Origin of the sequence: Lentzea xerophila (assembly GCF_051094245.1) — a bacterium.
In the GTDB taxonomy this organism is placed as follows: domain Bacteria; phylum Actinomycetota; class Actinomycetes; order Mycobacteriales; family Pseudonocardiaceae; genus Lentzea; species Lentzea xerophila.
The window spans coordinates 206,885-220,324 of the sequence record NZ_CP194934.1 but is presented as its reverse complement, the minus strand read 5'-3'; the positions used below and the strand labels follow the sequence as shown (position 1 = coordinate 220,324).

The following is a 13,440-nucleotide window of genomic DNA, read 5'->3' as shown; positions in this document are numbered from 1 at the left end:
GGCAGCCTACCGGCGAGCGGATCAGTGTTGCGTGTGGTCAGTCAGTCCTCGTGCGGATCGGGCAATACCCGCAGGTGGCCACGCCTGTGAGAGCCCGCGGGCACGTCGGGCAGCTTCGGGCTCACATCGGCCCGCCCAGCCTCCCGCACCGCCTCGGCCAACGCCGTCAGGTCGTCCACACTCGGCTCGGGCGCCGCGAACTCACCCTGGTGCCTCACGACCTCCCAGCCACGCGGCGCCGTGAGCCGCAGGGCGTGCTCCTCGCACAGGTCGTAACTGTGCGGTTCGGAGTACGTGGCGAGCGGTCCGACGACTGCGGTGGAGTCCGCATAGGCGTAGGTGAGCGTGGCGACAGCCGGGTTAGCACACCCGGTTCGCGAGCACCGTCTCACGCTCCGCACGATCGGGGACGATAGCGCGTCCACGCGAGGCTGTGTGTGAGGCACGCTGTGTTTAGTCGTCCAGGGGAGCAACTAGGCTGCTCGGTTGTGGTGATGGCAAGGGGTTCACGGCGACAGGATTCGCCACGTCGGCGCAACCGCGACCGGCACGGCAGAGGCCTGCGCGGCCCGCTCTACCCGGCCACCCTCCCCGCCGCCCGCTCCCGGGCCGAACGCTTCGACGCCCTGGTCATCGAGGCGCTGGAGCCGATCGAGGCCCGCTGGCGCACCGAACTGACCCAGCTCGACGTGGCGGTCGACGACGTCCCGGACGTCCAGGTCGAGGGCGAGGACGGCGTGGTGGAGGATGGCAGCGTCCCCCTGGCCCGCCTGCTCCCGGCGGCCTCGGACAACCGTGCCCGGATCGTGCTCTACCGCCGCCCGCTGGAAGCACGCGCGAAGGACGGCGCCGACCTGTCCGACCTGGTGCACGACGTGCTGGTCGAGCAGGTGGCGAACTACCTGGGCCTCGACCCGGACGTCATCGACGAGGGCTGAGACCCCTCTCACACGCCCCGCGTCCGCCGCTTCACCGACGTGCACGCGGGGACCCTTCGTACTGTCACATAGTACGAAGGGTCCCCGCGTGCGGCCGGGCGACGGCGGGTCCTCGGATGGGAACGCGGGAGTCCCGCGTTTCCTTACAGGGAACGCGAGGCCCCCGCGTTCCGAAAAAGCTAGGGGCGGCGGCGGGTTGGGATGGCCGTCAGGAACGTGAACAGGGCCGCGGCCGCCTGTCCCAGCAACAGGAAGTCCCGCAGGGTCGTCGACATCGACGCGGACACCTCGGCCCCACCGGACGGCAGCGGCACCCCGACCAGGTGCCCCCAGGCCCGGACCACCGGCACCTCGACGCCGTCCACGAACACCCGCCAGCCGGGCTCGTCCTCGGCGGCCAGCACCAGGATCCGGCCCTCCCCACCAGGGGAGACCCGGACGGCGACCTCGGGCAGCGACACGTTCACCGGTGCGACCCCGGTAGCAGCCAGCTCGGCCGGCGGCTCCCCGCCGGTGCGAGCACGCCGGGCCAGATCGGGCGCCAGCAGGACCCCGGTGTCCGCGGCGAACCGCAGCCGCAGCACGGGCCGCCCATCCGTCGCCGCGGGCGCCACCGAGACCAGTTCCCCGGCAGCCGAGCGAACCCTGGCGGCGGCCTCCTCGGACGGCAGCACCACGAAGGTGACCCCGGACGAGGCGGCCTGGGCGAGCGCGACCTTCACCGCCGGAGCGGCCCCGTCCAGCAACGACGTGTTCCACCGCCGCAACCGGGCAGGTGACGACACGGTCGGCACCAGGTCGTCGTCCCCGAACGCGGGCATCCGCCCGGCCACCTGACGGACGGGCGACCCGAGGATCAGCACCGACCGCCCGCTGCGCTCCAGCTCGGCGGTCAAGGACGAGCTCAACCCGAGCCCGCCGTCCGCCTTCAACGGACCGGACCGCAGATCCAGGAACCCGGCCACACCCAGGCTGACCAGCGTCACGACGCCAACGACGTACACGGCCCGACGCACCCGAGCCCGCCCGGCCACCCCCGGCGCCACCCCGCGCCGGCATCCGGCGAGCACCACCCACACGAGCCCCCACGCCAGCAGCACCAGCGGCGCCCCGAGCCAGGCCCCGACCGCCGCCACGGCGGCCAGGGCGCCGATGGCCAGCACGATCACCAGCAGGCCCGGCACCATCGCGGCGTTGGGCCGCAACACGGCGGCAGCGAAAGCAGCGGCCACGAACACCGAGCACACGATCAGGTTCGGCGGCGGCGAGTCGTAAGCCGCACCAAGGCCGTTCAGAACCATCTCGGGGTGCTGCAACAGAACAGCCGGCCACGGCAGAAGCAGCCCCATCGGCAGAAGCACGATGACGAACAATGCCGCGATCCGGCGCGCACCGCCGGTCACCGCGATGAAGCCGGCCAGCGCACCGACGATCACGACGACGTGGGTCAGCGGCGAGAACGCGCCCAGCACCGCGACACCGATGGCGGTGCCGGACGCCATCGGCAGCCAGGACCGCGTGGACGACGCGCGCAGGACCGCGTACACGCCGGCGAACACCACGGGCGTCACGACGTGGACGACGACGACGTCCAACCGGCCTTCGGTCACGGCGGTCGTCGCAATCGGCAGCAACCCGTAGAAGGCGGCCACCACCGCGCGCACGGAACGGCGTACGCGCATGCCGCGTGACGCGATGTAGGCGGACAACGCGGCGAGAGGAATGTCTCCCAGCATCAGGAGCGCCACGGCGAAGGACGGACCGCCGGGGACCAGTCCCAGGACGGCCAGCGCGGCGGGTGCGGGAGCCGCGGTGCCGCCGAACACCGGGTGCCACGACGCCAGGTAGGTCGACCACACCGATCCCAGCGAGCCGACCGGCAGCAGCCTGCCGCCCGCGAGATCGAGGCCGAGACGGGACCAGTTCGCCACCACCGCGACCGCCGAGAGGCTCAGCAGGAGCAGCACCGGAGGCGCGAGCAGCAACGAGCGCAGCACCCGCGAGTGGTCGACCTCCACGAAGACCATGCCGGAGTCGGCGCGCGGTCCCGGCGACGGACGCGGGCGCGGCGCGGGACGCAGCGCACCGGGCAGGACGGCCTCGACCTGGACGACGACCGGTGGGCGGCGCAGACCGGCGACGCGGGGACGGCCGCGCGAGGCACCGGCGGGCAGCGCGGACGGACCGACCGGCCGGGAGTCCACTTCGGACGGTTCGAGCCACGCCGAACCAGGGTCGGCCGCGGGCAAACGACCCAGCGCGGCGTCGGCTTCGACGCGACGGCGGATCAGGAACGTCGCGCCGGCCCGAACCGCGTTGCGCAGTCTGGTGAGTCTGCTGGTGAAGAGGCCGCGCACGACGGCGGACCCGCGACGCGCGCGGCGTCCTTCGAACAGACGACCGCGTGTCAGCAGGTAACGGGCCGCGCCGGCCTCGGCGTGTGCGTCGGCGAAACGCCGCAGGAGCAGGAAGCCCAGCGCCCGCAGCAACGACAGCACCAGCAGCCGCGGCAGCCCGACCACAAAGGAGAAACCTGAACAATTGACCAGGAATGTGCGCATGCCGTGCGCGCGGTCGACGCCCCGAAATGCCGGTCCCGGCCGTGCCATCGCGGCGTCCAAACGGCGTGCGCCTTTAGTCGCGGCGCGCGCATGACGCATGCGTGCGACGGGTACGCACAGGACCAAATGACCGGCGCGATTAGCGCGCCAGCCGAAGTCGAGATCGTCGCGCAGCAGCGGCATCGCTTCGTCGTAACCGCCGAGCGCGTGCCACACCTCACGTTTGATCAGTGAACCGGCGGAGGAGACCGCGAGAACCTCGGTGCTCTGCTGGAACGATGCGGAATGTTCCGCGGACGACAGGCCGGTCTGTCGATGCCCTGAAGAATCCGTGGACAGACCTGCCTCGACGACGAGCCGAGAATCCACCCAATCGAGGCACAGCGGACCCAGCACGGCGGCCGCCGGCGACACCTCGGCCGCGGTCAGCAGCGAGACCAGGCAGTCAGGTTCCGGCGCGCTGTCGTCGTGCAGCAACCACAGCCATTTGCCCGGATCACCCCACCGTTGCACGGCATGCTCGACGGCGATGCGCACGGCGGTGCCGAAACCCGTGCCCCGTGGCGCGGTCAGCACTCCGTCCAGCAGATCTTCCGCTTCGGCCAGCACCTTCGCCGTGCGGTCCGTCGAGCCCGTGTCGACCGCGATCACGTGCCTCGGGCGAATTCGCTGACGCCGCAAGGCGGACAGCGCCGTGCTGAGCCACTGGTCGCCGTCGTGGCAGACCAGGACGCACAGCACCGGCGCCGTCCGGAGCCTCGGGTGAGGACTTGTCACGTCCCCAAGTTAAGGCAGAAAGATCACGCTTCTGCGCGGCTAGACGGCTCGCTTCTTCAGCTTGCGGCGCTCTCTCTCCGAGAGACCACCCCAGATGCCGAAGCGTTCGTCGTGCTGGAGTGCGTACTCAAGACACTCCGAACGAACCTCGCAGCCCAGGCAGATGCGCTTGGCCTCCCGAGTCGAACCACCCTTTTCGGGGAAGAACGCCTCGGGATCGGTCTGCGCGCACAGCGCGCGCTCCTGCCAGTCCTGCTCGTCGGCAGGGTCGAACAGGTACGACAGCTCGCCCTGCACGACCGGCTGCGTGACGTGATCTTCTTCCAGCTCTTCGAATTCCTGCATTTCGTCCGCCTCCTCGCCTTCCGCTCTCCCCGGTTGGCGGACGCCAGTCGCCGTTCCCACAACGACGAATGGCACCGATGTGATTACACCTGCGTCACAGCGGGCGGTCAAGCGGAGTCCACACGTCGGGGGATATTCCCGCGAATGGCCGCCAAAACCTTGACTGGCAGCACAGACGGTGATTCAGGTGTCGCGACCTGTCCTCGAACGGCCCACCACGCCAGCCGACACGCCACACTGGAGGGGTGAAGCGATCAGCAGTGCGCCCCAGTCCACTGTTCCTCGGCCTGCTCGCGGCGACGGCCGCTGGAGCTGCCCTCACCCTGCTCGACGGCGACGCCGCCATCATCTCGGGCACCATCCTCTTCGTACTCGCCGGGTGGGCGGTGACGCTGTGCCTGCACGAGTTCGGGCACGCCGCCGTCGCGTACAAGGGCGGCGATTTCTCCGTACGTGACAAGGGATATCTCACCCTCGACATCCGCCGTTACACCGACCCGGTGCTGAGCATCGTGCTGCCGCTGGTGCTGCTGGTGTTCGGCGGAATCCCCCTGCCGGGCGGCGCGGTGTGGATCAACCACCACGCGCTGCGCTCGAAGAAGATCGAGTCGTTGGTCTCACTCGCGGGACCGGTTTCGAACCTCGTGATCGGCGTGCTGCTCGCCGTGGTCGTCGCGGTGTTCTCGCCGCCGACCGCGCTCGCCGCCGCGATTTCGTACCTTGCTTTGTTGCAGGTGATCGCGTTCGTGCTGAACATCCTGCCGATTCCGGGTCTGGACGGCTGGGGCGTGCTGGAGCCGTTCATGTCCTACCAGGCGCAGCAGTTCGGCGCGAAGGCCCGGCCGTGGGCGCCGCTGGTCCTGTTCGCCGTCCTGATCGGCTTCGCCGAGATCAACCGGCTGTTCTTCCAGGCGGCGACCTCGCTGTTCGCGGTCCTCGGCGGCGACCCCGGTTCGGCGGGTGCCGGCGCGGCGGCGTTCATGTTCTGGCGCTACCTGTAGGCCACCGGCCGCACTGTGGAAGCATGGGCGGGCGTGAAGGTCGTAGCACTGGTCGGCGGGGTCGGCGGCGCAAAGTTCCTCCAGGGATTGAAAGCACTCGGAGCGGATGTCACCGCGGTGGTGAACACCGGCGATGACGTGTGGATGCACGGGCTGCGCATCACTCCCGACCTCGACACCTGCATGTACACGCTGGGCGGCGGCATCGACACCGAGCGCGGCTGGGGTCGCGCGAACGAGTCGTGGACCGTCAAGGAGGAGCTCGCCGCCTATGGCGCCGAGCCGACGTGGTTCGGCCTGGGCGACCGTGACATCGCGACGCACCTCGTCCGCACCCGCATGCTGCGCGCCGGCTACCCGCTGTCGGCCGTGACGGAGGCGCTGTGCGACCGGTGGCAGCCGGGCGTGAAGCTGCTGCCGATGTCGGACGACCGCGTGGAGACGCACGTCGTCGTGGAGCTGGACGGCGAGACGAAGGCCATCCACTTCCAGGAGTGGTGGGTCAAGCACCGGGCCGCCGTGCCCGCGCAGTCGTTCGCGTTCGTCGGCGCCGAGACCGCCACCGCCGGACCGGGTGTGCTGGACGCGATCACCGAGGCCGACGCGGTGATCCTGGCGCCGTCGAACCCCGTGGTGAGCGTCGGCACGATCCTGAACGTGCCCGGGGTGCGCGACGCGTTGCGCAAGACCGAGGCCGGTGTCGTGGGCCTGTCGCCGATCATCGGCGGGAAACCGTTGCGGGGCATGGCCGACGCTTGTTTGGACGCGATCGGTCTGGAGACCTCGGCCGAGGCGGTAGGCCGGCTCTACGGTTCCCGCAAGTGCTCAGAGGACGGCATCCTGGACGCGTGGCTGGTGCACACCGGCGACCGCGCCGACGTCCCCGGTGTCGCGGTCCGCGCCGTCCCGCTGCTGATGTCCGATGTGGACGCCACGGCGAAGATGGCCCGTGCCGCGCTGGAACTGGCCGGAGTCGAAGTTGGCTGACCACGCCGCGGCCGCGCTGGAGCTGCTGCCGGTCACGGGCCTGCCGGAGTTCCGGCCCGGCGACGACCTGGCCGGCGCGATCGCGCACGCCGCGCCCTGGCTGCGTGACGGCGACGTGCTGGTCGTCACGTCCAAGATCCTGTCCAAAGTGGAAGGACGGCTCGTCCGCGTGCCGGCCGATCCCGAGGAACGGGACAGGATCCGGCGCGAGCACGTCGACGCGGAGTCGGTGCGGGTGCTCGCCCGCAAGATGCGCACGCTGATCACCGAGAACAAGCTCGGCATCGTGCAGGCCGCGTCCGGCGTCGACGCCTCGAACGTGGCGGGCGACGAGATCGCGCTGCTCCCGGTCGACCCGGACGGCTCCGCGGCGTCGTTGCGCGGCGCCCTGAAGAACCTGCTGGGCGTCGAGGTCGCCGTCGTCGTCACGGACACGATGGGCCGCGCGTGGCGGATGGGCCAGACCGACGCCGCGATCGGCGCGTCCGGCATCCGCGTGCTGCACGACTACGCGGGCTCGGTCGACGAGCACGGCAACCAGCTCGCGGTGACGATGGTCGCGGTCGCCGACGAGATCGCGGCGGCGGCGGACCTGGTGAAGGGCAAGCTCGGCGCGGTGCCGGTGGCGGTGCTGCGCGGGTTCGACGTGGTCGACGACGGTTCGACGGCCCGCGACCTGAACCGGCCGGTCGAGGAGGACCTCTTCAGCCTCGGCACGGAGGAGGCGCTGGCTGCCGGCCGTGCGCAGGCCGTGCTGATGCGCAGGTCCGTGCGGTTCTACTCGGACGAGCCCGTTGATCTCAGCGCTGTGAGGCGCGCTGTCGGTGCGGCGTTGACCGCGCCCGCGCCGCACCACACGAAGCCGCTGCGGTTCGTGCTGGTGCGGGAGAAGCGCGCCGAGCTGCTGCGGGCGATGCGCGAGCAGTGGGAGACCGACCTGCGCGCCGACGGTTTCCCCCAGGACCAGATCGCGCGCCGGGTGCGCCGCGGGGACCTGCTGGTGGAGGCACCGGAGATCGTGGTGCCGTTCCTGGTCCGCGACGGGGCGCACAGCTACCCCGACGACCGCCGGGCCGACGCCGAGAAGACGATGTTCACCGTCGCCGGCGGCGCCGCCGTGCAGGGCCTGCTGGTGGCGCTGGCCGCCGAGGGCCTCGGCTCGTGCTGGGTGTCGTCGACGATCTTCTGCGCGGACGTGGTGCGTTCCGTGCTGGGCGTTCCCGGCGACTGGGAACCGTTGGGCGCGGTAGCGGTCGGCCACCCGGTCGAGCCGCTCGTCCCGCGTGAGCCGCTGGAAGGGCTGATCGAACTGTGACGCTGCACGCCGACGCCGTCTCGACGCTGAGCCGGTTCACGGGCCAGGACGCTCTGCGGGAGGCCTACCTGGGCTTCCTGGCCGCCCGTGAGGACGCCTGCCGGCGATCCTGCGAACCGGGGCACCTCACGGCCTCGGCGCTCGTGCTGGACGCCACGGCGGAGCACGCGTTGCTGACGCTGCACCCACGCGTCGGCCGGTGGCTGCAACTCGGTGGCCACTGCGAGCCGGAGGACACGTCCCTGGCCGCGGCGGCGTTGCGCGAGGCGACCGAGGAGTCCGGCATGTCCGGCCTGCGCATCGAGCCGGCGCCGATCCACCTCGACGTGCACCCGATCACCTGCTCGCTCGGCAAGCCGACGCGCCACTTCGACGTGCGGTTCCTGGTCCGCGCACCCGTGGGCGCGCAGCCCGTGCGGTCGGCCGAGTCCGTCGACCTGCAGTGGTGGCCGCTGGACTCGTTGCCGGACAACGTGGACGACCTGCACCCGTTGATCGAGTCGGCGCTGGCCCGGCTGCGCTAGCGGTCGAACTCAGCGCCGGAGAGGTGGGCGTGTTCCTGGCTTACGCGTCGTCGCGAGGTCACGCGTTGATCGACCGGGAGCTCTACCTGCCGGAGTCCTGGACTGGTGATCGGGACCGATGCCGGACGGCCGACGTCCCCGACGAGGTGGAGTTCGCCACCAAGCCGCGACAGGCGATGGCGATGATCGAGCGCACGCTCGACGCCGGGGTGCCCTTCCGCTGGGTCACCGCCGGCGAGGCCTACGGACAGGCCAGGTCGACCGGCCTGTTCTCTCGTCCTCGGTCTGCTCAACCGCGGCCCGGGATCTGATCCCCGGAAGGGGAAAGCCGCACTGGCAGCCGGGTGACGCCACGTTGGAAGTCCGATCGCCAGCCGACTTCGCCGGCCGGGACCGCCAGTTCCAGTTCGGGGAACCGGGCCATCAGTGCGGTGAACGCGACCTGCGCCTGGAGGCGGGCCATGGGCGCCCCGATGCAGTAGTGGATGCCGTGCCCGAAACCCAGATGCGGGTTCTGCGCACGGTGCAGCCGCACTTCGTCCGCGTCCCGGAAACGAGCCTCGTCCCGGTTGGCGTCCGCCAGCCTGACCATCACCCGCGAACCGGCCGGAATGGACTGACCGCCGAGCTCGATCACCGCGGTGGCGGTGCGCTGCGTCGTGACGGCGACCGGCGGCTCGAACCGGACGAACTCCTCGATGGCGGTCGGCAACAGCTCAGGTTCCGCGCGCAGCTGGAGCCAGCGGTTCCGGTCGCTGAGCAGTATGAACGCGCCAGAGCCGATCAAGTGAGCAGTGGTTTCATGGCCGGCTATCAACAGCATGAACACCATTGAGGTCAGCTCGTCCTCGGACAACCGATCGCCCTCGTCACGCACCGCGAGCAGATCGCCCAGCAGGTCGTCGCCGGGGTGAACGACCCGGTCGGCCAGCATGGCGCGGATACGGGTCAACACTCTTGCCATCGCCGCGGGCTGCTCGTGTTGCCGGGCGGAGCCGGCGGCCACGATGGCGGACCAGTCGCGGAACTCGGCGCGATCCTCGACCGGCACACCAAGTAGCTCACAAATGACCTGCAAGGGCAGTGGATAGGCGAACGTCTCGGCCAGGTCGACCGTCTCGTGGACGGCGATCGCGTCGAGCAGTTCGCCCGCGATCTGTTCGATGCGCGGTCGCAGAGCCTCGACGCGGCGAGGGGTGAACGCGGCGGAGATCAACCGGCGCAGGCGGGTGTGATCCGGAGGATCGAGGAACAGCATCATGCGCAACATCGCACTGGAGAGCTCTGGCTCGAGGCCGAGGTCCTCGGCCTTGAGCACCTTGGACAGACGCGTATCCGACAGCGCCTGCCGAGCCTCCTCGTAGCCGGTGACGAGCCAGGCCGACGTGCCGTCGGGCAACTCGATCGCCCGGACAGCCGCGTTCGGGTCCCTGCTCATCGCGATCTCCTCATCTCCGGTCCAGAGGTCACTTCCGACTCGCAGGCCGTGCAAGGAACGTCAGCGAGCCGATCGGCTGCTCCGGTCATGCACCCGGTCCAACTCGCGCTACAGCAACATCGACCACCACACACGACATGATCCACGACAGAACGTATAAGTGGCGTTGCGGTTCTAGAACCTGCGGTAGTCGCGCGGCGAGAACCTCGGCGCTCGCCGTGGCCGCTGCAACCCCGCCGCCTGCAGGTAGCAGACCGCGCGATGCCGTTGCGGCTTGTACGGCTCCAGGAGCTCCATCATCCCGTCGTCGTCGCCCGGCGTGCCGGTCAGCGCCCACGTGACGTTCTTGGCGACGTGGTAGTCGCCGACGCTGACGGCGTCCGGGTCTCCCCAGGACCGTTGCGCCACCTCGGCGGACGTCCACACGCCGATCCCCGGCACCTTCTCCAGCAACTCGCGGCTGCGCATCTCGGCGGCTTTCTCCAGCCGGTGCGCGACCTGCGCGGCGTTGACCAGCGTGCGCCGGCGCGCGCCGTCCAGTCCGCACTGGTGCCACTCCCAGTCGTGCAGGCCCAGCAACCGTTGCGGGGTGGGCGGAACCTTCAGGGCCTTCGGGCCGGGAGCGGTCTCACCGAACCGCCTGCCCAGTTCCCGCCACGTCCGGAAGGCCTCCGTGCCGGTGACCTTCTGTTCCAGGATCGAGGCGAACAACAGGTCCCAGACCCGTCCGGTCGCCCCGAGCCGCAACCCCGGCCGCCGCCTGCGCGACTCGGCGACGACCGGGTGGTGTGCGACGAACTCGTCCACCGGGTCGTCGGCGCCGAGCAGGGCGGGCAGCCCGTCCAGCAACCACCGCCCGCCCTCGCCCCACGCCTCGGCCAGCACCTCGTCGCCGGCCCGCCTGATGTGCACCGTGCCGGCACCGCACGGGGTGTTCGCCGCGAACCAGACACCGCCCTCCGTGCTGAAGGACGGGTCGCCGGGCCCGCGGCGCAACGGCAGGAGCACCGCTCCCAGATCGAGTGGGAACGGTGGAGTCCAGGCTCTGCTAAGCATCCGTCGAGAAGCGCACGCCGGCCTCGGGCAGCACCACACCCGGCCACACCCGTGCGCCGCCGATCAACTCGCACCGCGCGCCGATCACCGCCGCGTCGCCCACCACGGCGTCCCGCAGCACGGCACCGGCCTGCACGAGCGCGCCGGCGCCCACGATCGACCGCTCGACGACAGCGCCCTCGCCGACGACCGCGCCGTCGAACAGGATCGCGCCGTCCAGCACCGCCCCGTCCGCGACCGTGCAGTTCGCACCGACCGCCGAGCCGCCCCGGACCGTCGCACCCTCGTGCACGGCGGAACCCTCGAGCACCAGGAAGTCGCCGGGCTGGGCGACCGCGGCCGACGGCGCCACGCCACGCACGAGGTCCGCGGACCCCTGCACGAACGCCTCGGGCTTGCCGAGGTCGAGCCAGTACGTGGCGTCCACGTGGCCCTGCAACCTCTTCCCGGCCTCCAGCAGCCCGGGGAACGTCTCCCGCTCCACCGACACCGGCCGCCCGGCGGGGATCGCGTCGATCACCTCGCGCCGGAACACGTAACAGCCGGCGTTGATCTGGTCCGTCGGCGGGTTCTCGGTCTTCTCCAGGAACGCCTGGACCCGCCCCTCGTCGTCCGTCGGCACGCACCCGAACGCCCTGGGGTCCTGCACCTTCACCAGGTGCAGCGTCACGTCCGCCTCGTGCTTGCGGTGCGTGTCGACGATCCCGGTCAGGTCGACGCCGGACAGGATGTCGCCGTTGAACACCATCACGTCGGGCTCACGCAGCTTGTCCACGACGTTGCGAATCGCGCCCGCCGTGTCCAGCGGGAGGTCCTCGACCACGTACTCGAGCTCCAGCCCGAGCCGCGACCCGTCACCGAAGTACTCCTCGAACACCTCGGCCTTGTAAGAGGTCCCCAGCACCACGTGCGTGATGCCCACCTCCTTGATCCGCGACAGGAGATGCGTCAAAAATGGCACCCCTGCGGTCGGCAGCATGGGTTTGGGAGCGGACAGGGTCAGCGGGCGAAGACGGGTGCCCTTGCCCCCGACCAGCACCACAGCTTCGACGCCGTGCACCTTATTTCCTCCTCCGCGTTACAGCGAGCCGTTCGACGGAATACTCTGACACGAAGCAGATCGTCATAAGGGATCTGGTCCCGGCAAGGAGCAAAATCCGACATGGACCCCCGCGACCGGGCCGACGCCATGCTCGCCCGCGCCCGCGCACGTGGGCGGAACATCGTGACGCCGGACAACATGACGTCCCCCATGGACGCGTCCGACACGCAACAGATCCCTCGAACGCTGGTCAACGCCGTGGACCCGCGCCGGGACCCGGACTCGACCATGATCCTGGCGCCCGCGCAGATGGGCCAGCAGCAGGCGGGTCAGCAGCAGGGGGGCCAGCAACAGCCCCAGCGCCCGCAGCAGGCCCCGGCCCAGCCCATGCCGACCCAGCCGATGCCCGTGCAGTCGTCCCCCGCGGACGACGCGGAGATCACGCAGATCGTCCGGCCCGGCGTCATCCCGACGGTCTCGAACCACCAGCAGGCCCGGAGTTCGCTGACGCAACGGCTCAACGGCGACATGTGAGGTATCGGCGGTGCCGTCAGGGCGCCGCCGACGATCCACGCGGGCGGCAGACGACCTCACCTCCGAGTGAGAATCCTCACCCGCAACGCCAACCCCGCCCTCAGCACCGCCCGCAACGGCGCCCACAGCACCCCGGGATGCCGATCAGCCAGGTACCGGTAGGCACTCCGATGGTGCTCCCGCAGCATCCGGTCCGAGGACCGCGCGGTCGAGTGCCCGCCGATGTGCGTGACCTCGGCGTCGGGCACGTAGACGTTCTGCCATCCGGCTTTGCCGACCCGCTCGCCGAGATCGACGTCCTCGAAGTACATGAAGTACTTCTCGTCGAACCCGGAAACCGAGTCGAAGGCCTCCCGCCGCATCAGGAAGCAGGACCCGGACAGCCACCCGGCGGTCCGCTCCACCGGAGCCTTCTCCTGCCGGTACGCGCGGGTCCAGGGGTTGGACTTCCACACCACCCCGAAAACGGCGTGCCCGAAGCCGCGTCCGATGGAGGGCAGCAGCCGGGCGGACGGGTAGATCTCCCCGGAGGGCTCCCGGATCAGCGGCCCGAACATCCCGCCGCGCGGCCACCGCTCGGCCGCGTCGATCAACACGTCGACGCTGCCGGGTGCGAACTCGATGTCGGGGTTGGAGATCAGCACCCAGCCGACCTCGGGTCCCAGAGCGGCGACGCCGCGATTGGCTCCACCGCCGTACCCGAGGTTCCCTCCGGTGGGCAGGAAGGTGACGTGGTCCCGAGACGCCGCAACCTCTTGCGGCACGCCGTCGGTGGACCCGTTGTCCGCCAGCACGACCCGCACGGGACGGGACGTGGCCTTCGCAAGGGTGTCCACAAATGGAGCCAGCGTCTCGCCCGGCGAGTACGTGACCGTCACGACACCAAGCTCGTCGCCGTAGTTCACGCGCGTCACCCTAGCGG

13 protein-coding genes and 1 pseudogene are annotated in these 13,440 nt (G+C 70.6%); 7 read left to right on the top strand and 7 right to left on the bottom strand.

Going from position 1 to position 13,440, the window contains the following annotated elements:
* Positions 1-41 precede the first annotated feature (41 nt).
* Positions 42-401, bottom strand: a complete 360-nt coding sequence (locus ACRSBM_RS01175; RefSeq protein WP_236216914.1) for a DUF3499 domain-containing protein — start codon at positions 399-401, stop codon at positions 42-44.
* 93 nt (positions 402-494) lie between these two features.
* Between ACRSBM_RS01175 and ACRSBM_RS01170 the strand changes: the two genes are divergently transcribed.
* Positions 495-938 (top strand): metallopeptidase family protein, encoded by a 444-nt coding sequence (locus ACRSBM_RS01170; RefSeq protein ID WP_434438751.1) that lies wholly within the window; start codon positions 495-497, stop codon positions 936-938.
* A gap of 179 nt (positions 939-1,117) precedes the next feature.
* Here the strand turns inward: ACRSBM_RS01170 and ACRSBM_RS01165 are convergent, their stop codons facing one another.
* Positions 1,118-4,276: a glycosyltransferase gene (locus tag ACRSBM_RS01165; RefSeq protein WP_434438750.1), complete on the bottom strand. Its 3,159-nt coding sequence runs from the start codon at positions 4,274-4,276 to the stop codon at positions 1,118-1,120.
* 39 nt (positions 4,277-4,315) lie between these two features.
* Complete coding sequence (locus ACRSBM_RS01160) at positions 4,316-4,621, bottom strand: WhiB family transcriptional regulator (protein ID WP_051784712.1); 306 nt, start codon at positions 4,619-4,621, stop codon at positions 4,316-4,318.
* A gap of 245 nt (positions 4,622-4,866) precedes the next feature.
* Here ACRSBM_RS01160 and ACRSBM_RS01155 point away from each other — a divergent pair, with 245 nt between their 5' ends.
* The 5 genes and pseudogenes from ACRSBM_RS01155 to ACRSBM_RS01135 form a co-directional block, all read left to right on the top strand.
* Entirely contained in the window at positions 4,867-5,622 is a 756-nt protein-coding gene (locus ACRSBM_RS01155) for a site-2 protease family protein (RefSeq protein ID WP_434438748.1), read from the top strand.
* Positions 5,623-5,655: 33 nt separating this feature from the next.
* Positions 5,656-6,609, top strand: a complete 954-nt coding sequence (gene cofD, locus ACRSBM_RS01150; RefSeq protein WP_434438746.1) for a 2-phospho-L-lactate transferase — start codon at positions 5,656-5,658, stop codon at positions 6,607-6,609.
* Positions 6,602-7,924 carry a coenzyme F420-0:L-glutamate ligase gene (locus ACRSBM_RS01145; RefSeq protein WP_434438744.1) on the top strand — a complete coding sequence of 441 codons (1,323 nt, stop codon included), beginning with the start codon at positions 6,602-6,604 and terminating at the stop codon, positions 7,922-7,924. Before cofD ends, ACRSBM_RS01145 begins: the two co-directional genes overlap by 8 nt.
* Positions 7,921-8,448 carry an NUDIX hydrolase gene (locus ACRSBM_RS01140; protein ID WP_434438743.1) on the top strand — a complete coding sequence of 176 codons (528 nt, stop codon included), beginning with the start codon at positions 7,921-7,923 and terminating at the stop codon, positions 8,446-8,448. Before ACRSBM_RS01145 ends, ACRSBM_RS01140 begins: the two co-directional genes overlap by 4 nt.
* Positions 8,403-8,705, top strand: a pseudogene (locus tag ACRSBM_RS01135) (transposase); the annotation flags it as partial. The gene ACRSBM_RS01140 and the pseudogene ACRSBM_RS01135, both read left to right, overlap by 46 nt.
* 32 nt (positions 8,706-8,737) lie before the next feature.
* Here the strand turns inward: ACRSBM_RS01135 and ACRSBM_RS01130 are convergent.
* From ACRSBM_RS01130 to ACRSBM_RS01120, 3 genes are all read right to left on the bottom strand, one after another.
* Complete coding sequence (locus tag ACRSBM_RS01130; RefSeq protein WP_434438741.1) at positions 8,738-9,847, bottom strand: cytochrome P450 family protein; 1,110 nt, start codon at positions 9,845-9,847, stop codon at positions 8,738-8,740.
* Positions 9,848-10,060: 213 nt separating this feature from the next.
* Positions 10,061-10,942: a DNA-3-methyladenine glycosylase family protein gene (locus ACRSBM_RS01125; RefSeq protein WP_434438739.1), complete on the bottom strand. Its 882-nt coding sequence runs from the start codon at positions 10,940-10,942 to the stop codon at positions 10,061-10,063.
* Positions 10,935-12,002, bottom strand: coding sequence for a sugar phosphate nucleotidyltransferase (locus ACRSBM_RS01120; RefSeq protein ID WP_434438737.1), 1,068 nt, complete (start codon positions 12,000-12,002; stop codon positions 10,935-10,937). The genes ACRSBM_RS01125 and ACRSBM_RS01120 overlap by 8 nt, the downstream gene beginning before the upstream one ends.
* Before the next feature lie 102 nt (positions 12,003-12,104).
* Between ACRSBM_RS01120 and ACRSBM_RS01115 the strand changes: the two genes are divergently transcribed.
* Positions 12,105-12,518, top strand: a complete 414-nt coding sequence (locus tag ACRSBM_RS01115; RefSeq protein ID WP_434438736.1) for a hypothetical protein — start codon at positions 12,105-12,107, stop codon at positions 12,516-12,518.
* A 56-nt stretch (positions 12,519-12,574) separates the two neighbouring features.
* On the opposite strand, the gene ACRSBM_RS01110 is transcribed toward ACRSBM_RS01115, so the two are convergent.
* On the bottom strand, positions 12,575-13,423 hold the full coding sequence (locus ACRSBM_RS01110; protein ID WP_434438734.1) for a glycosyltransferase family 2 protein: 849 nt from the start codon (positions 13,421-13,423) through the stop codon (positions 12,575-12,577).
* Between the last annotated feature and the right edge of the window lie 17 nt (positions 13,424-13,440).